The sequence below is a fragment of the Limnoraphis robusta BA-68 BA1 genome (genome assembly GCF_034932365.1).
Classification (GTDB): domain Bacteria; phylum Cyanobacteriota; class Cyanobacteriia; order Cyanobacteriales; family Microcoleaceae; genus Capilliphycus; species Capilliphycus robustus.
This window is the reverse complement of sequence record NZ_JAYGHR010000074.1, coordinates 1-20481: the sequence shown is the minus strand read 5'-3', so window position 1 is coordinate 20481 and position 20481 is coordinate 1. Positions and strand designations below refer to the sequence as shown.

At 42.1% G+C, this 20481-nt stretch carries 18 protein-coding genes; 5 read left to right on the top strand and 13 right to left on the bottom strand.

The window, feature by feature from the left end; genetic code table 11:
• Window positions 1-37: 37 nt before the first annotated feature.
• The 7 genes from VB836_RS21160 to VB836_RS21130 all read right to left on the bottom strand — a co-directional run bounded on the left by VB836_RS21160 (window position 38) and on the right by VB836_RS21130 (window position 6160).
• Window positions 38-601 (bottom strand): GNAT family N-acetyltransferase, encoded by a 564-nt coding sequence (locus VB836_RS21160; protein WP_323222280.1) that lies wholly within the window; start codon window positions 599-601, stop codon window positions 38-40.
• Between the two features lie 471 nt (window positions 602-1072).
• Window positions 1073-2029, bottom strand: a complete 957-nt coding sequence (locus VB836_RS21155) for an ROK family protein (protein WP_323222278.1) — start codon at window positions 2027-2029, stop codon at window positions 1073-1075.
• A gap of 40 nt (window positions 2030-2069) precedes the next feature.
• Window positions 2070-3545, bottom strand: a complete 1476-nt coding sequence (glgA, locus tag VB836_RS21150; protein WP_323222276.1) for a glycogen synthase GlgA — start codon at window positions 3543-3545, stop codon at window positions 2070-2072.
• A 559-nt stretch (window positions 3546-4104) separates the two neighbouring features.
• Complete coding sequence (locus tag VB836_RS21145; RefSeq protein ID WP_323222274.1) at window positions 4105-5172, bottom strand: tocopherol cyclase family protein; 1068 nt, start codon at window positions 5170-5172, stop codon at window positions 4105-4107.
• 236 nt (window positions 5173-5408) lie between these two features.
• The gene (locus VB836_RS21140; protein ID WP_281062894.1) at window positions 5409-5537 is read right to left on the bottom strand and encodes a hypothetical protein; all 129 of its coding nucleotides are present in this window, start codon (window positions 5535-5537) and stop codon (window positions 5409-5411) included.
• Window positions 5534-5755 (bottom strand): addiction module protein, encoded by a 222-nt coding sequence (locus VB836_RS21135; protein ID WP_046280921.1) that lies wholly within the window; start codon window positions 5753-5755, stop codon window positions 5534-5536. The genes VB836_RS21140 and VB836_RS21135 overlap by 4 nt, the downstream gene beginning before the upstream one ends.
• A 162-nt stretch (window positions 5756-5917) precedes the next feature.
• On the bottom strand, window positions 5918-6160 hold the full coding sequence (locus VB836_RS21130; protein ID WP_046280922.1) for a hypothetical protein: 243 nt from the start codon (window positions 6158-6160) through the stop codon (window positions 5918-5920).
• Between the two features lie 4 nt (window positions 6161-6164).
• Between VB836_RS21130 and VB836_RS21125 the strand changes: the two genes are divergently transcribed.
• Both VB836_RS21125 and VB836_RS21120 read left to right on the top strand, forming a co-directional pair.
• Window positions 6165-6521, top strand: a complete 357-nt coding sequence (locus VB836_RS21125) for a hypothetical protein (protein WP_046280923.1) — start codon at window positions 6165-6167, stop codon at window positions 6519-6521.
• A gap of 99 nt (window positions 6522-6620) precedes the next feature.
• Window positions 6621-8045: a hypothetical protein gene (locus VB836_RS21120; RefSeq protein ID WP_046280924.1), complete on the top strand. Its 1425-nt coding sequence runs from the start codon at window positions 6621-6623 to the stop codon at window positions 8043-8045.
• A 138-nt stretch (window positions 8046-8183) separates the two neighbouring features.
• On the opposite strand, the gene VB836_RS21115 is transcribed toward VB836_RS21120, so the two are convergent.
• From VB836_RS21115 to VB836_RS21095, 5 genes are all read right to left on the bottom strand, one after another.
• A complete protein-coding gene (locus tag VB836_RS21115; protein ID WP_200906312.1) occupies window positions 8184-8387 on the bottom strand; it encodes a hypothetical protein in 204 nt (67 codons plus the stop codon).
• A 32-nt stretch (window positions 8388-8419) separates the two neighbouring features.
• Complete coding sequence (locus VB836_RS21110) at window positions 8420-8638, bottom strand: DUF2283 domain-containing protein (protein WP_046280926.1); 219 nt, start codon at window positions 8636-8638, stop codon at window positions 8420-8422.
• On the bottom strand, window positions 8623-8934 hold the full coding sequence (locus VB836_RS21105) for a DUF4258 domain-containing protein (RefSeq protein ID WP_046280927.1): 312 nt from the start codon (window positions 8932-8934) through the stop codon (window positions 8623-8625). The genes VB836_RS21110 and VB836_RS21105 overlap by 16 nt, the downstream gene beginning before the upstream one ends.
• Window positions 8935-8976: 42 nt before the next feature.
• A complete protein-coding gene (gene alaS, locus VB836_RS21100) occupies window positions 8977-11607 on the bottom strand; it encodes an alanine--tRNA ligase (RefSeq protein WP_323222268.1) in 2631 nt (876 codons plus the stop codon).
• Window positions 11608-11748: 141 nt separating this feature from the next.
• Window positions 11749-12309, bottom strand: a complete 561-nt coding sequence (locus tag VB836_RS21095) for a Uma2 family endonuclease (RefSeq protein WP_407659721.1) — start codon at window positions 12307-12309, stop codon at window positions 11749-11751.
• A gap of 277 nt (window positions 12310-12586) precedes the next feature.
• Here VB836_RS21095 and VB836_RS21090 point away from each other — a divergent pair, with 277 nt between their 5' ends.
• A complete protein-coding gene (locus tag VB836_RS21090) occupies window positions 12587-13948 on the top strand; it encodes a DUF3370 domain-containing protein (protein WP_323222383.1) in 1362 nt (453 codons plus the stop codon).
• Window positions 13949-14307: 359 nt separating this feature from the next.
• The gene (locus VB836_RS21085) at window positions 14308-15261 is read left to right on the top strand and encodes a formylglycine-generating enzyme family protein (protein ID WP_049560755.1); all 954 of its coding nucleotides are present in this window, start codon (window positions 14308-14310) and stop codon (window positions 15259-15261) included.
• Between the two features lie 780 nt (window positions 15262-16041).
• Here the strand turns inward: VB836_RS21085 and uvrA are convergent.
• Window positions 16042-19089, bottom strand: a complete 3048-nt coding sequence (gene uvrA / locus VB836_RS21080) for an excinuclease ABC subunit UvrA (protein ID WP_323222381.1) — start codon at window positions 19087-19089, stop codon at window positions 16042-16044.
• A 329-nt stretch (window positions 19090-19418) separates the two neighbouring features.
• Here uvrA and VB836_RS21075 point away from each other — a divergent pair, with 329 nt between their 5' ends.
• Entirely contained in the window at window positions 19419-20309 is an 891-nt protein-coding gene (locus VB836_RS21075; RefSeq protein WP_323222263.1) for an alpha/beta hydrolase, read from the top strand.
• The last annotated feature ends 172 nt before the right edge of the window (window positions 20310-20481 follow it).

The following is a 20481-nucleotide window of genomic DNA, read 5'->3' as shown; positions in this document are numbered from 1 at the left end:
GGTTTTATTCAATCCCTGACCTGAAATAAAAACAGGGTTATATTTCTTTGACCATCAAAACACTTTCATAATTTTTTAAGTCGAGGAATGATGAGCGTTTAAGAGTTCCTACAAGGTAAAACCCTTGCTTTTCATGGAATAGTATTGAACGATGATTGAAAATAGGTTTGGAAACAATAAAGGTTGAAAAGAACGAATTGGGAAAGCTTTCATACAGGGATTTATACATAAATTGAGCAACACCTTTACTCTGATGGTTGGGGTGAGTGGCGACGATTTTAATATAAAAATGTCTATCACTCAATATTTTATTCTGACAAGAATCGTCTTTCCAAATAATTTGATTAAAAAATTCATTGCTGATTTTGGGTTTTGATAACGCTAAAAATCCGAAAATTTCATCGCTAATATTAGCAGCCACAAAATATAGAGTCTGATTATTGATATTTTCTATAATCTCTTCTTCTGTGGTTTTAGCCAAAAGGAAGCCATGACAATTTGAGGCATTCTGTTCTCTAACATTAGAGTTATGAATACCCATTATTTTTTGCCAATCTTGAGGAGTGGCTTCTCGAAAATTTAAGGAGTAGATGTGTACCATTGATTGATAGTTTGCCTAATAGTAGTACACCCGTGATAACATTAAGCAAGACTCAAGCGATCGCAATTTAGTCCATTCATTCCTTCTCAGAGGATTTGCTAGAATCAGTATTGGGTTGATCCTCACACTGAGGGCAAATATAGGGTTCTAGCTTTCTCACATATTCCGCTTTTTTCTTTTTTGTTGAGGATGAACTTTTGATAGATACGTGTGACAGCAGCATGGTTTCTCCTTAGATTGGTTTGAACCTGAACTCAAGGCTTATCTCTGTCTACTCCTTCAATTTTAAGCGATTGATCAGGGTTTCTACAAGCGTACAAATACGGAATTTCTGTTATTTTCCTAGAAAAAATAACAAGTTCTGGAATAATTTGATTAAAATTTTATCAGATATAAATTAGCAAAAATTGATGAAGTTTTATATCGTTTAATGTTATAATATGAAAAAAGGCAAGCAATGGGGTGATACTGTTAACTGTAAAAGGCTGTTTCAGCCAATGCAACGGCACCCCAAAGAGGCGCTTCATCCCCTAACTGGGCGGAAACTATGTCAAAATCAATTTCAGGTAACGCGGTTTGGCGAGAAATTTGCCGAACTTGCTGCCAAAATAAATCCCCTGCTTTCGTTACGCCACCGCCCAAGATAAACCGTTGAGGATTGATAAAATTCGCCGCATTACCAATACCAACCCCAATCGCCCATCCTGCTAATTTGATCGCGTTTTGACAAAGTTCATCACCGATGTTTGCGGCTTGACTAACAATTTGGGCCGTAATATTATCAAGTTGATGATTAACTAAATTGCGAATAATTTCCCCTTTTTCGGGTTGTTCATTTAAGCCTTGACGAATTTGTTGGGCAATATATGGCCCGGACGCCAATCTTTCCACACAACCGCGTTTTCCACACAAACATAATGGCCCGTCTGGTTGTACGACGGTATGACCAATTTCCCCCGCCATTCCCTGGGAACCTTGCCAAAGACGACCATTGAGTATCCAACCGCCTCCGACACCTGTACTGACAGTAATGTAAAATAAACTTTCACAGCCTTGTCCGGCGCCGAATTTGTATTCTCCCAAAGCCGCAACATTGGCATCATTATCGACTCGAACCGGAACGTTATATTCGGCTTCTAAAATCTCACGTAGAGGCACATTTTCCCATCCTGAAACATGATGAGATAAACGAACAATTCCCGTTTTTGCATCAACAGGCCCGCCAAAACTGACGCCAATTGCAAGGGGTTTTTCATCGCCTAATAACTCCTGAATCAGCGATCGCATGATTTCTAAATCAGTCGTGGCAGTGGGAGAATTTCCAGACAGTTGACGGCGGGTATTGTGCCATTGTCGTTGACCAGAAATCAGAGTAGCCGCAGCTAATTTGGTACCGCCAAAATCGAGGGCAAGAATTTTATTCGTCATTTTTCTTCACCCCCGAATTTAACGATAAAATCATCCGTTTCTATTTATGCCGAATATAGTCATAAATCCCGACATAATCTTGGCCGGGATTATGCCAAGAATAATCATACTCCATGCCTTGTAGGGCGAGCTGACGGAAGTCTTTCGGGTAATGATGCCATAAACCAATTGCCCGATCCATCGCTGATTCTAAGGCCTGATTATCGGTTTGATAGAAAACATAACCATTGCGTTTTTCTTCGGGTTTATTTTCATCATAATCTCGGTCAAATACGGTACTGACTAACCCTCCCACACCTCGCACAATTGGCACGGTTCCGTATCTCATGCCGATCATTTGAGTTAACCCGCAAGGTTCATAGTTACTGGGGACAATAATCATATCGGCCCCAGCATAAATCAGGTGTGAAAGTTCTTCGTTAAAGCCGATTTCTAAGTGACAATCTGGGTTACTATTAAGGAAGTTCTTTTCATGCCAGAACCAATCGTTAATTCCTCGTTCTGTTGCCGAACCTAATAGCACAAATTGAGCTTGTCGGTGTAGGGCGTAATACATGGCATGATGAACCAGATGAACTCCTTTTTGATCGTCTAAGCGACCAATATAGGCGATAATCGGTTGATTGACATGACGCAGCCAGAGTTTTTCTCGTAAAGCCTTTGAATTCTTGATTTTGGTATCGAAATCTTCAGGACTATAATTAAAGGGAATATAGTCATCCGTTTCGGGATTCCAGACATTATAATCAATGCCATTGAGAATACCGCTAAACTTCTGTTGGTGTTCATGCAATGTATGCCCTAAACCATAACCACAGTCACCTTGATGGGCTTCCCAAGCATGATGAGGTGAAACTGTTGTCACAAAATTGGAGTAAACAATGCCACCCTTCATAAAGTTAAGCGCGAAGGGATTGAAATTGTCTCGCAGACGACTATAATCAAAATAATAAGCTTCGTTATTGAGTCCTGTCGCCCAAAGAGCATCGATTCCGGCGATTCCTTGGTGTTTAAAATTATGAATGGTATAGCAAACTCGTTGATACTCCATGCCATGATATTTGTAAATCTCATAGAGCATCACGGGGATTAAGCCAGTTTGCCAGTCATGGCAGTGAATGACATCTGGGCGTTTATTCGTGCGGAGTAAAAACTCTAACGCTGCCTTACTAAAAAAGGCAAACCGCATATTGTCATCATCACAGCCATAATAACAGCCTCGGTTGAAGAAGTTATCCTCCGAACGAGGTTCAATAAAGAAGCATAACCGTCCGTGTACCCAACCGCAATAAACATCACAAACAATAGCGCCATCATACCAAGGCACCCATAAATCCCGATAGGCTTCGTGCAGTCCCCAGATGTGGTCATACCGCATACAGTCATATTTCGGTAGAATAATCTCTACGTTATGGCCCCGAATTTCTAACTCTCGGCTGAGTCCGTAAACCACATCGCCCAAGCCTCCGGCTTTAATTACGGGAGCGCATTCAGAGGCAATCTGTACGATGTACATTTCTTACTCCTCACTTACTCGCTTGATCGATCAACTCAATTGACAATTTTCACAAAAGTATACATTAATATCAGACCAACAACGAATACAATAATTTTGATTGCGCCGAAGCTTAGGGTACTGGGTATTGGGTACTGGGAGATAAAGGTTTCAGAAACGTTTGAGTGAAACCTTGAAAGTTTGATCAAATAAGGTATTGTTATTTACGGGACTGGCCGGACTTGAACCGGCGACCTAGCGCTTCAGATTGGTGTGAGTTTCCCCACTCTCTGGACTCTTTCTTCACCATCAGCTAAAAAGCCTTTAGGCGGTGGCCGTTGAGTCTCTGCACCTTCTTTATCTTCATCTGAGATAAAGCTTGGCTCAAGATTACCTTATCCTAACAGAACTTAGGCTTCCTTGAGTTTGACCACATTCACGCCTGAAGTTTCCTCTCAGGGTGCCCGAATATTCAGGAGGCGCTTGCTCTATCCATCTGAGCCACAGCCCCACGTTGGCTAACTCTATCTATGTTAACAAATGATCTCCCTATTTTCTGCCTAAGCGGGTGAAATTGCCTTTAATTCACCCAAGTGTCAGTCCAAGGATGACCCCCGACTTCTACGCCACAAACATCACTTTTAGCGAATAAAATCACCTGATTACCCTGTTTTAATTCTAACTGAATTTCAGCTTGCATGGTATCTCGACAAAAGAAAATTAATCCGTCTTGAGTCGGGGCGCGTAAGGGGGTTCCGGGTTCTTTTGTTGTGGCGGTTAAGGTGACTTGAAACAGTGAATTTTTGGCTTGTATTTTCCATTCTCCCCAGGGTTTAATTTGCCATGAAACTTGAGAATTCCAGGGAACAAATTCATAAAATTTTCCTCGATAATGAATCCCAATCATCCCAACAGATTCCATCCAGGTTAACACGCCCCGCCTTCCTCCGCCTGCGGTTAGGGCTAAATCGGGTTCGTTTTCAAAACAGTTACAATTGACCCAAAACCATTTTTGAGGAAACGCCCCGCCCCAATTTTTCTCACTATAAGCAGGTGCATTGTTAAACTCATAAAGAGTACCATTCCATTCGATCCAACCTGTTGCTAACCCATGCGCCATTAAGATTTGCCAACCGGGTTCAAAAATGGGGAGAAAAGATAACCATCCCGCCGTAGACTGTTGAGGTTGACCAACATTTCCCCAACCATAAATCGGTTGTGTTGAATATTCCCAACGACAGGTTTGTTGAGTTCCGGGATCATGTAAAATACCTTGATGCCAAGTCGTTGTAACTTGATACCCTTGTTGGATATGATGATTAAAAAGTTGGGGTTCAAGATATCCTGGTGTTGAATTTAAGTCCGTTTTACCCCAGTGACCCAATTCTAACGCCTGGGGAGACGCCCAAAATGTTTGAACATCAGGAAAGGTGCGACAGAGATATCCATCATCAGGGCCTAAAATTTGCGCCCCTCCGCCACTATAAAGCTGTCCACCTATGGGATCTTCAATTGAATACATAAACGCAAAGGTTTGACGCGCTTCGGGTAGGGTGACGCGAAAGTACCAACCTTCAAAAAAACGATGTTGGCTACCATTCCAGTGATAGCCACTGTGGGGAGTTTGTAGGGGGTTTTGTTGAGACATACAGATGTTGGGAGGCTAACCGATATTAGTTTATCATTTTATGGTTCTTGGGTTGACTTTGAATGAAGTTAAAAGCGCTTTTGCCAGGTTTTAGGGTTGCGTTTTGTATGAAAGCAAGCGATAATAAAAATGGTATTATTGTTAATAAAATAAAATATTCCATAGGGAAATCTGCGAACAAGTATGCGACGAGTTTGCTTGTAAACTTGAGGATAAGCAAATGGATTTTCAGCAATTTAGGAAAAACAGTTATCAACTGCACGAATAAACTCTGAACCTAGTCCTTGACGGTGCTGTTCATACCAACAGTAAGCATCCTCAAAATCAAGTTCAGCTTCGGGCTGAATAATAATAGGATAACTCATTGACGGCTTTGAATTCGTTGTTTAACTTCTTCCCAACTTGAACCCGATGTGGGATTTTGTTGGTAAGCTTCTAGACGACAGTCGAGTTCTTGGCGTTGTGCGTCTGTTAATTCGGGTTCATCTCCTGTAGTCGCCAGGCTATCCCAAATAATTTCTATTAGTTCTAGTCGTTCTGAAACACTCAGTCTCAGGATTTCGTTGAGAAGTGAATTCGTCATCGTTTCCGGCTCGATCTATTTTTACTTAATTATGGCACAAAGGCATATTATTAACAGGGGGAGACGCTACGCGATCGCCAAGTTTGATGTTAGCAATATTCTATCATTACGGATAGGGAAGAAGGTTAAACAGAACGAGCAACGTCTATTAAAATATCAGTATCAATCAGTATTTTTGGCCTTTCCTGTCCAGTGTTGATGACGAATAGAACGAACCCAAGCGGTACTATCTTCGATATCCTGACGATCTTTCCACATCCCGACAAAAGGTTCCTCTTGCCAATTTTCTGAACGAAGTTCAGACGCTTGAAGCTTTGCCAGAAGTTTTTTATTAAGTAGATTTCGTTCTGGTTCGGAGAGAGAACTAATAATTTCTACCAATGAATTAACTAATTTTTCGTTCATAAAAATGGTTTTTATCAACTCTAGTTCTTATTATGCCACAGGTCAAGGCGATCGCCTCCGATCACTTCGTGAACGCATTTTTGCTAATATTAAACTTGTGAATGCACTCAATTTATTGAATCAACGCTTGAACGAACCCAACTGTCTCAAGCTGAATTTGCTGTGTTGTGTGGAATTCCTCTGCGAACCTATCAGCGTTGAATTTCTGGGGAGACGGAAGCGATCGCAAACTCCTCGTCAGTGGAAAGCGATGATACAGGTGTTGAAGATTCAATCTATCGAGGAAATTACCGATGATTTTGGGCCTGTTGATTTAACGGACAATTCAAGATTTTTTGTTATAAGTTATCGGACTTTTTAGACTTAAAGTAAACGATAACACTCCATATAAAACAATAGAATATACAAACACATGGAGTTGTGTTAACCTAATTGAAACAATGAAAATTAGGTTCTAAATATGGTAAGTACCTCTTCCGAAACCGTGTCTTCCTTAAACGGTCAGACTCCTCATCCTTCAAAACAAGAACCTGAAAAGGGTGAGTTTTCCAGAATTGAAATTACGGATAACCGAATCTCCATTTGTAATCTAGAAATATCCGATAAAGAAGCAGTAGACTATCTACAGCGTTTACCCCAAGAGGAATGGGAAAAAGCTTGTATTAAAGCATTTCAGATTGGGATTTTATGTCTGGAGAGGACTCAAACTACCCAAGACACAGAATTTGTTAAGCGTCAGATAGATACTCTGATTACACAAGTAGAGCAAGCGGTGAAGACAATACCTGAAGCAGTTGAGAAGCAATTAGACAGTAAAGTTGCAGAAGTAGAGAAAACAGTAGGTGAGATACCGGAAACAGTTCAAAAAGAACTCATTGGTAAAATGGGAACTGAGAATGGTCAGGTTTTAGCTCCTGTAAAACAACAAGTTCGTGAGGTATCAGAAGCAATTCACCGTCAACTTAAAGATGTTCAAGATTTGCTTTCACGAGAGATAGATCCATCAAGAAATACATCGACTCTTGGTAAAGCCTTGGAACAACTTAAAAATCTCTTAGATCCTGCACGCAAAGACTCTGTTCAAGGATCATTTACATCGGCTTTGCAACAGGTGACGACTAAAGATGGAATCTTGGCTGAAGTCGTTAAAAAGGTGGTTAAGGAAGCTGTTGATCCTTTGACTAAAGAAATGAAAGATTTAGCGTTAGAAGTTCGAGGAGAAGAGGGTAGAGAGGAAGCACGACAACAAACAACTTTGAAAGGTTTTACTTATGAAGAAGAAGTCTTGGAAAAGTTACAACAATGGGCAAGTGTTGCTGGAGCTGAAGTCCATTATGTCGGTGTTGACAACCAGGCTGGTGATTTCTTAGTTAAAATTACCTTAGACTCTCATGCAGCCACAGAGATATCAATAGTCATTGAGGCAAGAGATCGGGGATCGGCAGGATTTGGACGTAAAAGAATATCTGACCAACTTACTAAAGCAATGTCGTATCGTCAGGCTAATGCTGCTATATACTTGAGTCGTAACGAGACCGGGTTAGGAAAAGAAATTGGTGATTGGGCTGTGGGAGTATGTGAACATGGGAATTGGATTGCAACGACACATGAACACATGGTTACAGCAATTCGTTTTCTAATCGCTCGGAAACAATTAGAAGCTTTGCGTGCATCTAAACCGGACATAGATGCTAAAACAGTAGAAGCTCAAATCGAACAAATCCGAACCACATTAAAACGGATTACAAAAATAAAAACCTATTTAAAACATTTGAGAGATAACAGCAATTCAATTGAAGGAGAACTAGAGGATTTGAAGCGTGATATACGCAATGCTCTCGATTCAATTGATGATGAAATTCGTAAAGCTTCCTCTGTCAGTTAGAGTTAAAACACTTCTCACCCGGAATCAATTTCTGGGCTAATGTGAAAAGTAGATTAAGGTGGGCAATGCCCACCCTAACGAAATACTTCAACTCCTCAACTAACTTAGTAGCATTTCGTAATTCTTTCAAAGTAGTAATTAACTCTGCACTAACAGTTGATTAGTGGAAATATCTTCCTCTAGTTCATTCCATTCTTGAAAACCCGTTTCTGCTAGGTTCATTATAATCATGGTTTCTAGTCTTTCTTCTAAGTCTTCAAGCAAAACAATTTGCTCGGCAATAGGTAACTTGAGAATTAACTCTTGAACTTGTTTTAAAGTTGGGTAGGGTGTCATACTCATTCTAACGCCTCATTTAACTCACTCGCATTTCTTCAGCTTTTAACACTAGCAATTAACTCTGCAATTAACGGTTTATCAGCCGAAAGACGACTAACCGCTAACACAGAAAACCCCAACAAATTTCCATCTTGATCAACCCGTTCCATAATGGCATCATTATCTGTTTCTCTCATGTATCCGGGTTTATCCGAAAAAAGAACTTCTAAAAAATCCCCTTCTTTGTCGTACCAAATTTTTACGGTTGAGGCCATAACTGTTCTCCTTTTTTAACCTGATCTGTAAAATAAGCCGTTAAAACAAAAGCATCATTTTCAAGGTATTTCACAACAACACATAACCATTTATCTCCGACGAGAGTTCCTGTATAATAGCGGTAACTGATGAGAACGGTTTCATCTGTACGCGATCGCCTAACTTGTTCTGGGTTTTGCAGCGTGATTTCAATTTCATCCTCCATATTTACTAATTCAGGATGCTGCAAAATGTGAGTTAACCGTTCTTCTGTAAGTCTAACGGAACGACCCTGATAATCTGTTAATATCTTCATTCTATTTTAACTTTAAGGTGGGCATTGCCCACCAAACACAAACTACTTCAACCCCTCAACTAACTGAGTTTTTGCACTGTCTAACGCTTCTGCTAACTTACTCGCATCTCGTCCCCCTGCTTGGGCAAAGTTCGGACGCCCGCCACCGCCACCGCCGCAAATTTTGGCGATATTTCCGATGAATTTTCCGGCTTGTAAACCCTTATTATTCACCGTTTTTGAAAACGCAGCAACTAAACTGACTTTCCCTTCTTCCGGCGATGAACCTAATACAACCGCACTTTCTCCTAACTTTTGTTGTAACCGTTCCGCAGCCGTTTTTAACGAGTCTGCATCGACGCCAGGAAGTTCCGCCACCAGTATTTTCACCTCACCAATTGTTTCTGCTTCTGCTAGCAATTGATCCGATTTTGCGATCGCCAATTCCCCTTTCGCCGCATCTAATTGTTTCTGAGTTGCTTTTAACTCATTTTGCAAATTCGTGATCCGTTCCGGTAATTCTTCCGGCTTGGCTTTAAAGCGATCGCCCAACTCTTTCACCACATTATCCCGCACTTTGAGATAATCTAAAACTGACTGTCCCGCCACCGCTTCAATGCGACGAATACCGGATGCAATACCCGTCTCCGTGACTATTTTAAACAAGCCAATTTCCGCCGTATTATTAACATGAGTTCCGCCGCATAATTCCATCGAAACTCCCACATAGTCAACCACCCGTACCACATCAGAATATTTCTCCCCAAACATCGCCGTTGCACCCTTGGCTTTTGCTTCTTCTAAAGGCATTTCTGCAACCACAGCCGGGTGTGCTTCTGCGATCCAACTATTCACCTGATCTTCGACTTGTTGAAGTTCTTCGGGCGTTAACTGACGGGGACAATTAAAATCAAACCGCAGGCGATCAAAGGATACCATTGAACCCGCTTGAGAAATAGTCGGATCAACAATTAATTTTAACGCTGCTTGTAATAGGTGAGTTGCGGTATGATTAGCTTGGGCGCGACGCCGACAAGCCCGATCAATTTGGGCATTTACTGTCATCCCAACCGTTAATATTCCCCGTTCAACTTTGCCTAAATGAATGAAGATATTCGACTCTTTTTGAACATCTTCTACCCGCACCACTGTATCCCCAAAACTGAGAAAACCGCGATCGCCAATTTGTCCGCCCGACTCTGCATAAAAAGGCGTTTGATCGAGAACAATTTGCACCTTTGTTCCCGCCTCAGCCGACTCCACCGATTTTCCTTCAACTAATATCGCTTTTACCACCGCTTCAGAAACGGGTTCAGTGTGACCTAAAAACGCCGTAGGATGGATGGTTTCTGCCAATTTATCCAAACTGCCTTGAATGGTTAAATCAATGGTTTCATGGGCATCTTTAGAGCGATTCCGTTGTTCTTCCATCTCGGTTTCAAACCCATCAACATCCACCGTTAACCCATTTTCTTCGGCAATTTCTTGAGTTAATTCTAAAGGAAAACCATAAGTATCATACAACACAAACGCATCTTTCCCCGATATTTTCTGGGGTTTCTTTTCCAGAACTTCCGCTAACAGCTTTTCCCCTCGTTCTAAGGTTTCTAAGAACCGTTCTTCTTCCCGTTGTAATTCTGCTTTGATTACCGCTTCTCGTTCCCGAGTTTGGGGATAAATATCCTCAGATAAAGCAATAGCCGTTTCAGCAACTTTGGGGGTAAATTCTCCTTCAATTCCAATTAACCGCCCATGCCGAACCACCCGACGAATTAACCGTCTAAGAATGTAACCCCGACCAATATTAGACGCCGTTACTCCATCCGTAATTAAATGAACCACCGCCCGAACATGATCCCCAATTACTTTCAGCGAAACTTTAGTTTTATTGTCGCTTTTTAGGTAATCAATTCCCGCAATATCCGCCGCAGTTTTAATAATGGGAAAAATGAGGTCAGTTTCGTAATTATTGGGAACACTTTGGAGAATTTGCGCCATCCGTTCTAACCCCATTCCCGTGTCAATATTCTTGTTTTGTAACGGGGTTAAATTGCCGTCAGCATCCCGGTTATATTGCATGAAAACCAAGTTATAAAACTCGATAAACCGGCTATCATCTTCTAAATCAATGTTATCATCACCAAGTTCGGGATGAAAATCATAGTAAATTTCAGAACAAGGGCCGCAGGGACCCGTCGGGCCGGACTTCCAAAAGTTGTCGTCTTCTCCCATGCGTTGGATGCGGTGGGCGGGAATGCCAATTTCATCGCGCCATATTTCAAAGGCTTCGTCATCTTCTTCAAACACGCTAACAATTAGATTTTCGGCGGGTAAACCAAACACTTTGGTTGATAATTCCCAACCCCAGGCGATCGCTTGTGATTTAAAATAATCTCCAAAGCTAAAATTGCCCAACATCTCAAAAAACGTGTGATGGCGGGCGGTGCGTCCTACATTTTCGATGTCGTTGGTGCGGATACATTTTTGCGATGTGGTGGCGCGAGGCACTTCAGGGGCGCGTTGTCCGAGGAAAATGGGTTTAAAGGGCAACATTCCCGCAATGGTTAACAGTACCGTCGGATCTTCGGGGACTAAAGAGGCGCTCGGCAGAATTTTATGACCCCGTTCGGCATAGAAGTTAAGGAATGTTTGCCGAATTTCTGAACCGCTAAGAAACTGAGGAGAAAAAGACATAATCGCTAAAAGTCAATACAGTACAATAATATCGGGTAAGAGAATTTTAATACCCGTAAATCGTGTAACCTCTATTGTAGTCCTGTTACAGACTTTCGCGTGAGTGTTTTTCTCCTAAATTTTTAAATTTTCTAAATCTAATTACAAAATCATCTCATTGACTCTAACGTTAATTTCAGGAAAAGCCAGAGGAGATAGGCTATCTTCGGGTTGAAATTGTTGAATAATTTGATATCCTATCTCTGTTGGTTGTTGATAAACCTGTAAACGATTTTGATTCAAATCAACCAACCAAACCTCTATTATTCCACTGGAACTATAAAGGGGAATTTTGACCTCTTGATCATAGTTTATACTGCTATCTGCCACTTCTACAATGAGAAAAATATCAGAAGCTTGAGGATGTCCTGACGCATAAAAATCAGTTCGGGGTTGTAATAAAGCAATATCGGGTTGGGGTTCGGATAAATTATTCAGTAATATCGGATTTTGAACACTAATCAAAATGCGATCGCCTAACTTCTGATAAAATAACTGATTGAGCCGATTTACACAAGCTGCATGACGTTTTCCAATGGGCGACATTGAGATAATTTCTCCGTTAATCAATTCTACGCGATCGCTTGGCGTTAAAATTCCGACTTCTGCCATTTGATGGTATTCAGAAATAGTAAACCGTCGTTTTAATTGTTGAACGAACATCATATAATCGTCAATATCACGAATAATATTAATCTCATTGTACATAATTTTGGGTATGAAAACGTTGATTATACAATCTTCAATTAATTTTCTGATGCACCCTACAGGAGAGGCTCAAAAATCATCCGGGAATCGTCAATAATATGATGGAAGGAAATTTTACAGAAAACAATGGCTTTCCTCAACTTCCAACGGTTCTGAACCTATGAAAAACCCGACTATTTCTATTCTCGTTGCAGCGTTAACCTTGTGTAGCGGTTGTGGGATATTTCTCAAAATGTCACCGCAACCGGAAACCTTACAAGCGGCGACACCAGAAGTGATTATTCAGCCCGGTGAAGTGCGTGCGTTACCGGGAAAAGTGGATGAGATTTTGATGTTTAACAGCAATAGTCCCGAGTGGGTGAAAAAAGAAGGAATTTTACTTTCCACCTTTCCAACAGACGGAAAAGCGGTTCCTGAAGCCCATTTAAACTATCCCCTTAGCGGCAAATTTGAACTGTTTGCTCATCATTTTGTTCACACCCCACCGGAGTCAAAAACATTATATTTAGGGATAATTGTTAATAACCCCGGAACAGAAAAAGTAACACTCGATATTTTAGGGGCGGCGAGTTATTTAATGGAACCGGATGCACCGTTTAAACAGAAACCGCCTTTGAGTGAAAACCCTAATGGTGAGATTTATTCAGGCCCAGGTATTCGGGCAGTAGATACGGTTTTACGAGGGGTTCGACAAGCGGGTTTTCCTGAAAAGTTGGTAATTCCGCCTGGGGAAAGTCGAATGTTACTCAATCATCCCATTCCGGTGAAAGGTTTAGAACGTCCTGTAAATGGCCGCTCTACCTTTATGATATTAAATAGCCGGGGCGATACACCCAATTCCCCTGCTAGGGTTTATGTTGCCAGTTTAGCCATGTACGCGAAGCAGCACCAAGACGGTAGAGAGATTGCCCCGACTTTAATTGAGTGGCAACAATTACTCAACACGGAAACTTTAGCACAACCTCGCGATAAAATGCCAACCCCTCCCGATCAAATTGGCGGTCAGTTAATTTACAGTCGCGTGGCGGGAGTTCAACAGGGTTCGCTGTGGGCGGCGAATTTAGTCGATGAGGGTGAAGATATTTTAAGCATTCCTGAAACAGGAAAAGGGTTCTCTTATGTGATTAGTACAGTCCGGGCGGGAACCTTGGGAACAAAACAAGTTCAAGCGGCGAAATTATTAGTTCGTTATCCCGATACCGCCTATGAGTCTCATGGAAATTATGGATTACATTATGATTTGAATTTACCCTTATTTAACCCCACCAATACCCCGCAAACCGTTACAGTCACCCTCGCAACACCCAATAAAGAAGACCGTCTTTCCCAAGGCGGGTTAATGTTTCGTCAGCCTTCTTGGGATTTTCCCTATTTTCGGGGGACAGTGCGCTTACAGTATCTCGATGAACAAAATAATACCATAACTCGCTATGTTCATTTGTGGCAACGTCGAGGTCAACAGGTTGAACCCTTGTTAACTGTTACCTTAAAACCTCAAGAAAAACGAACCATTCGAGTTGATTTTCGTTATCCTCCCGATGCAACGCCCCCGCAAGTTTTAACCGTTAAAACTGTCGATAAAACCTCTCAATAATTCAACCCGTAGGGGCGCTATTGCTTGCGCCCAACAAATTTATTTTCCCGACCACTGTTGTAGGGGCGGGTTCTGAACAAATTTATGTTTCCTATAAACAACCTACATAAACCCGCCCTCTCTGTCTATTATCTCTTGCTAGAAGTCCAGAGATTGAAATCTCTGTCTCAAAAGCAAAAGTCCTCTCAAGAGGACTAAATTTCATTAAATTTCAGAGTCAGTTTCAACTGATTTTAATTATTAGCCAGAAAATTGATTTCCTGGTGGGTGTATTTTTCGCTGAAAATAAATTAATAGAACGACCAAACATAGCCCAACTCGAGTTAGAATAGTTACAGTAGCAATACACTGGCGATCCCATGACAGACCAACAACCAGAATCTAATTCGGAACAGCAACTTTTAACCTTTGAGTTTGATGTGGTCACACTGGATGAAACTGGAAAAGAAAGTCAACGACAACGCAAGTCAGCAGAATATTTCACGGAAGACTTGGGGAATGGTGTCACCCTCGATATGGTGAAAATCCCCGCAGGTGAATTTATCATGGGTTCTCCAGAGAGTGAAGAAGTAAGCCGTTATTGTTATAGCGAAAGACCCCAACATCGAGTAAGCGTTGACTCCTTTTTCATGGGGAAATATCCCGTAACTGAGGCACAATGGAAAGCGGTGGCTTCTCTCCCCAAGCTTCAGCGAGATTTAGATCCCGACCCCTCATATTTTCAAGGAGAAAATCGACCCGTTGAGCGAGTTTCATGGTATGATGCAGTAGAGTTCTGTGCAAGGCTCTCCAAACACACGGGTAAATCCTATTGCTTACCGAGTGAGGCTCAATGGGAATATGCCTGTCGAGCGGGAACAACAACTCCCTTCCATTTTGGCGAAACCATTTCAATTGATGTCGCCAACCTCTACTACTATAGAAGTCATACCTATGCTAAACCAGAAATAACCCCGGTCGGTAGTTTCCAGGTTGCCAACAATTTCGGCTTGTTCGATATGCACGGCAATGTTTGGGAATGGTGCGCCGACCCCTGGCATGAAAACTATGAAAATGCTCCAAGAGATGGTAGCGTCTGGGATGAAAGTGTAAACGATAATCGTTATATAAATTATGTTGATAATTTAATCAATTTAATAAATATGGATGATCATACGACGATGGTGCTGCGGGGCGGCTCCCGCGGCTACGATTCTAGGCTCTGCCGTTCTGCCTACCGCTACCACTACTTCAACCTTTTTCGGCGCAGCTACTTCGACAGTTCCGGTGGTTTTCGTGTGTTGTGCGTTCCAGGATTCTCCTTTGCCCTTTAGCACTTAGCCCTTTGCACTTAATTTTTTGCCCTTTTCGCGCATAGCGCGTTCAATTTTTTTAGGGCTTTTTGGTGTTGTTCTGTGCTGAGGTCGTTTGAGGGAGATCTAGTTTTGGTTTCAACCGTAGTGGTATTATATCGGTAGAGTTGAGTTTGTGTCAATTGTTTGGCTCGTTTATCTGTCTAATGTTAATCCTGCTAGAGTCCAGAGATTGAAATCTCTGTCTAAAACGCCAAAGTCCTCTTAAGAGGACTAAAATTTGATGAAATTCTCCAGTCAGCCAGAGATTGAAATCTCTGTCTAAAACGCCAAGTCCTCTTCAGAGGACTCAAATTTAATCAAATTCTCTAGTCAGTTTCAACTGACTTCAATTATTAGCCAGGAAATTGATTTCCTGGTGAGTTCTGTCTCAACACCTCAGCCTGAAAATCTAAACCCGTTAGTCAGAGAGAGACAGCCACAGACAGCCACAGACAGCCAGACAGCCAGAGATTGAAATCTCTGTCTAAAACGCCAAGTCCTCGCATATAGGACTCAAATTTAATCAAATTCTCCAGTCAGTTTTAACTGACTTCAAGTATTAGCCAGGAAATTGATTTCCTGGTGAGTTCTGTCTCAACACCTCAGCCTGAAAATCCCAACCCGTTAGTTAGTTAGCCTGAGATTGAAATCTCGGTCTCAAAACCCAAGTCCTCTTAAGAGGACTATTTTTAATTCAATTCTCCAGTCAGTTTTAACTGACTTCAAGTATTAGCCAGGAAATTGATTTCCTGGTGGGCGCTAAATTGTACCTGATTCTACTTTCACAGGGGGATATTGTTTGAGAACTTCTTTTAAATACTCCCCGGTATGCGATCGCTGATTTTTCGCTACGGCTTCCGGGGTTCCTTCTGCAACAATTTCTCCGCCTTTATCGCCCCCTTCTGGTCCTAAATCAATCACCCAATCCGCACACCGAATCACATCTAAATTGTGTTCAATCACAATCATTGAGTTGCCTTTATCCACCAACCGTTGTAAAACATTCAACAACTGATGAACATCATAAAACGATAGTCCGGTTGTCGGTTCATCTATTAAATATAACGTTTTTCCCGTCGCCCGTTTTGACAATTCTGAGGCTAATTTTACCCGTTGGGCTTCTCCTCCTGATAGCGTTGGTGCAGGTTGACCTAATTTGACATATCCTAATCCAACATCTATCAACGTTTGTAAACGAGTGGCTGCTTTGGGAATATTTTCAAATACGCTTAATGCTTCTTCAACGGTCATATTTAAAACATCAGCAATAGAATATCCTTTATATTTGACTTGTAGTGTTTCGCGGTTATATCTCGCCCCTTTACAGACTTCGCATTGGACATAAACATCGGGTAAAAAGTTCATCTCAATCACATTAACGCCCTGTCCGTTACAGGCTTCACATCGTCCTCCTTTTACGTTAAATGAAAATCGTCCGGGTTTATATCCTCTGGCTTTGGCTTCTATGGTTTCTGCAAAGGTCGCCCGCAGGATATCAAACAGGCCTGTATAAGTTGCTGTATTAGAACGGGGTGTCCGACCAATGGGAGATTGATCGATCACAATCACTTTATCTAAGGCATCTAACCCCGTTAATTTTTTTAAGTCTTGGGGAAAGGGAACTTTCCGACTAAAATGATGTTGTAAAGCCGGATAAAGTAACTCATTAATTAATGTTGATTTTCCTGAACCGGACACTCCGGTAATACAGACTAATTTTCCGAGTGGCAGTTCAACATTGAGATGTTTGAGGTTATTTCGGTGAGCATCTTTGAGAACTAATGATCGCCCATTTCCCGGACGACGTTGCGGAGGTGTTTCTATTTTGCATCTTCCTGATAAATAAGCGCCTGTTAAAGAGGTTTCACTGGTTAAAATATTGTCTAATTTTCCAAGAGCGACAATTTCACCGCCATGTAAACCTGCACCCGGCCCGATATCGACTAAAAAATCGGCAGCGCGAATGGTTTCTTCGTCATGTTCGACCACAATTAATGTATTGCCTAAATCTCGCAATTTCATTAACGTTTTCAACAGTCTTCCGTTATCTCGTTGATGTAACCCAATACTCGGTTCATCTAAGACATACAAAACCCCCGTTAAACCGGAACCAATTTGAGTCGCTAATCGAATGCGTTGGGCTTCTCCTCCCGACAAGGAAGAAGCGGTTCTTGCCAAGGTTAAATAATCTAACCCGACATCGAGTAAAAACTGCAACCGGGCGCGTATTTCCCGCAGAACTAAATCAGCAATTTGCGCTTGTCTTTCACTCAGCTTTAACTGCTGAATACGCTGCAAACATTCTCGAATGGAAACTTCTGTTAAATCAGTAATCGAATACTGCCCTAATTTCACCGCCAATGCTTCCGGTTTGAGTCGTTTTCCCCGACAAGTTTCGCAAGCTTGATCGATTAAATATTGTTCTAATTTTTGCTTTTGTAACTCCGAACTACTTTCATCATATTGTCGTTGTAACAGAGGAATTACACCCGGATAGGGGCGTTCATATCCCTGTCGTTCTCGATAGCGAGAATCGGTTTCAATCCAAATTGGTTCTTCTGAGCCGTATAAAACAATCTGTTGCTGTTTTTGGGTGAGATTTTTCCAAGGGGTGTTGATATCAAACCCAAACGCCTGACCGACACTATAGAGCAACGAAAAATAGTAGGAATCGTCTTTTTCCGACCAAGGGGCGATCGCACTATAAAGCGGCGCTTCCGGGTCAGGCACGACCAGCTCCGGGGAAAAGGTGCGGAGATGTCCTAACCCATGACAAGTCGGACAGGCTCCATAGGGGGAGTTAAAGGAAAATAGACGGGGCGATAGTTCTTCCATCACTGCCCCATGTTCGGGACAGGCGAAGTTTTCGGAAAAGATCAGTTGAGATAAAGCGGTTTTTCCCACTTCTGGTAAAGGGTGATGCTGATAGGAATTCTCCCCATTTTCGGCTTTAAATTCCATCCCAGATCTTGCTATTTTTTCGTCAGTTGGGTTATACTTACTATCAACTCGCGACGCGGATACCTTGCCCGATGTATCATCTAACACATCAATAATCGCAATACCCCGTGAATACCGAAGGCAGGTTCCCATGGAGTCGGCTACACGTTCCTCTATACCTGGCTTTTTAATCAGGCGGTCAATAACGATTTCGATGCTATGTGTATAATTTTTATCTAAGTCGGGCAAATCAGACAGTTCAAAAACCTCTCCATTTACCCTCACGCGAACAAATCCTTCCGAGGCTAAACTGGAAAGAAGCTTACGATGAGTCCCCTTTTTCCCTCGGACAACAGGGGCGAGAATATGGAACTTGGTGCGGTCTGGCAGTTCAAGAATGCGATCGCACATTTGATCAATGGTTTGGGGGGCAATATTGCGATCGCAAACCGGACAATGAGGTTCTCCGGCTCGTCCAAAGAGTAATCTGAGGTAATCATAAATCTCCGTCACCGTCCCGACGGTAGACCTGGGATTATGGGATGTTGATTTTTGGTCAATGGAAATAGCTGGACTCAAGCCTTCAATGGCATCAACATCGGGTTTATCCAACTGTCCGAGGAATTGACGGGCGTAGGCGCTCAATGATTCGACATAGCGGCGTTGACCTTCAGCAAAAATCGTATCAAACGCCAAAGAAGACTTCCCTGAACCTGACACCCCGGTAAACACAATTAAGCGATCGCGAGGCAATTCCAGATCAATATTTTTCAGGTTGTGCTGTCTGGCTCCTCGAATGCGAATGGTATTTTCAGAGGCTGAGTTCAACGAATAGCCGTTGAGGGACTGATGAGTTTGATCAGGCATCAGGTTAGCCGAGTCGAACATAGAGAATCCCAGGAATAATCCTTAATCATCTTAGCGTTATCTTTCAAATGTTGCTGCCTTCATCAAATCTCTAACCTCAGACAGTCCCCAAAACGTGATTTAATAGAAAATAACTCAACCTCCTCATCCGTTACCCTATCCGTTTCCAAAACCATCAACCCAAACAACCCCACTGGTAACGGATTAAATTGGGGCTGAGATAATTAAACCCATGCTAAGATCAAAACGGATAGATTATCTGAAACTATACTCACCCCCGATCTATCCAACCACCTAAAGTTAACCCATCCGTTACAATATCCGTTTCCATGTCCCCATCCCTCCCTTACCCTCTTGCCTTTACAAGGTTTCTCAAACAAGTCTGGGGAAAACGAGCAGGTTCAGCTTTAGCAATGACAAAACTGTTAAATCAGTACAATACCCATCTCAATATTACCTATCTAACCGTTAACGGCTATCCCCTAAAACTGGATGTCTATCAACGCAAAATTTCCCAACCCCATCCTACCGTCATCTTTATTCATGGGGGAGGATGGGTAGGGGGAGAAAAGGAATCACAAGTTAGCAAACTGATTCCTTTTTTAGAGATGGGGTTATCTGTCGTTAATATAGAGTATCGACTGGCTAATATTGCTTTAGCCCCTGCTGCTGTTGAAGATTGTCTCTGTGCGTTGGGTTGGGTGATTCGTCATGGGGAAAAGTATAATTTCGACACCGATAAAATGATCTTAGCTGGAGAATCTGCTGGTGGTCATCTGGCTTTAACGACTGGACTGATTCCGGCGTCTACCGAATGGAATTTACCCGGTCAGCCAGAAGAACAACTCAAAGTTGCAGCGATTATTAATTGGTACGGAATTACGGATGTCAGAGATTTAATCATCGGTTCAAATACTCGAGATTATGCTGTAACCTGGTTCGGGAATCAACCGGATAAACTGGAAATTGCCGATCGCGTTTCTCCACTTCATTATATTAAACCCAATCTCCCCCCGATTTTAACGATTCATGGTGATGCGGATACTGTTGTTCCCTACTCCCATGCGGTGCGACTTCATCAAGCTTTAGATCAAGCTGGAGTTGACAATCAATTATTAACTCTTCCCAATGCCGGACACGGACAATTTAACGCAACCGAAGAAAGTCAAATTTCTCAAACCATTCAGGAATTTCTGCGTCAACACCAACTCCTGAATTAAAGGTTGACACTCCCCGCCATAAATGACGGGGATTCTTGGTTCACGGATCGCACTTTCCAACGCAGGAATCATCCAACATTAAAAGAGGTGCAAACTCCCCAAGCTTTAAAGATCCGGTCTGCCCGACCGTACTTAGGGCTTTTTTCAGAATGTTTTTAGCCGCATTAACATC

Excerpts from the sequence above, each read along its gene's own strand:
- VB836_RS21105 (WP_046280927.1), bottom strand. The coding sequence starts at position 8,934 with ATGAAGATATTAACAGATTATCAGGGTCGTTCCGTTAGACTTACAGAA.
- VB836_RS21160 (WP_323222280.1), bottom strand. The coding sequence starts at position 601 with ATGGTACACATCTACTCCTTAAATTTTCGAGAAGCCACTCCTCAAGAT.
- VB836_RS21155 (WP_323222278.1), bottom strand. The coding sequence starts at position 2,029 with ATGACGAATAAAATTCTTGCCCTCGATTTTGGCGGTACCAAATTAGCT.
- VB836_RS21135 (WP_046280921.1), bottom strand. The coding sequence starts at position 5,755 with ATGACGAATTCACTTCTCAACGAAATCCTGAGACTGAGTGTTTCAGAA.
- VB836_RS21130 (WP_046280922.1), bottom strand. The coding sequence starts at position 6,160 with ATGAACGAAAAATTAGTTAATTCATTGGTAGAAATTATTAGTTCTCTC.
- uvrA (WP_323222381.1), bottom strand. The coding sequence starts at position 19,089 with ATGCCTGATCAAACTCATCAGTCCCTCAACGGCTATTCGTTGAACTCA.
- VB836_RS21115 (WP_200906312.1), bottom strand. The coding sequence starts at position 8,387 with ATGAGTATGACACCCTACCCAACTTTAAAACAAGTTCAAGAGTTAATT.
- VB836_RS21125 (WP_046280923.1), top strand. The coding sequence starts at position 6,165 with ATGGTTTTTATCAACTCTAGTTCTTATTATGCCACAGGTCAAGGCGAT.
- VB836_RS21075 (WP_323222263.1), top strand. The coding sequence starts at position 19,419 with ATGTCCCCATCCCTCCCTTACCCTCTTGCCTTTACAAGGTTTCTCAAA.
- VB836_RS21120 (WP_046280924.1), top strand. The coding sequence starts at position 6,621 with ATGGTAAGTACCTCTTCCGAAACCGTGTCTTCCTTAAACGGTCAGACT.
- VB836_RS21095 (WP_407659721.1), bottom strand. The coding sequence starts at position 12,309 with ATGTTCGTTCAACAATTAAAACGACGGTTTACTATTTCTGAATACCAT.
- VB836_RS21110 (WP_046280926.1), bottom strand. The coding sequence starts at position 8,638 with ATGGCCTCAACCGTAAAAATTTGGTACGACAAAGAAGGGGATTTTTTA.
- VB836_RS21145 (WP_323222274.1), bottom strand. The coding sequence starts at position 5,172 with ATGTCTCAACAAAACCCCCTACAAACTCCCCACAGTGGCTATCACTGG.
- alaS (WP_323222268.1), bottom strand. The coding sequence starts at position 11,607 with ATGTCTTTTTCTCCTCAGTTTCTTAGCGGTTCAGAAATTCGGCAAACA.
- glgA (WP_323222276.1), bottom strand. The coding sequence starts at position 3,545 with ATGTACATCGTACAGATTGCCTCTGAATGCGCTCCCGTAATTAAAGCC.
- VB836_RS21085 (WP_049560755.1), top strand. The coding sequence starts at position 14,308 with ATGACAGACCAACAACCAGAATCTAATTCGGAACAGCAACTTTTAACC.
- VB836_RS21090 (WP_323222383.1), top strand. The coding sequence starts at position 12,587 with ATGTCACCGCAACCGGAAACCTTACAAGCGGCGACACCAGAAGTGATT.
- VB836_RS21140 (WP_281062894.1), bottom strand. The coding sequence starts at position 5,537 with ATGAGTTATCCTATTATTATTCAGCCCGAAGCTGAACTTGATTTTGAG.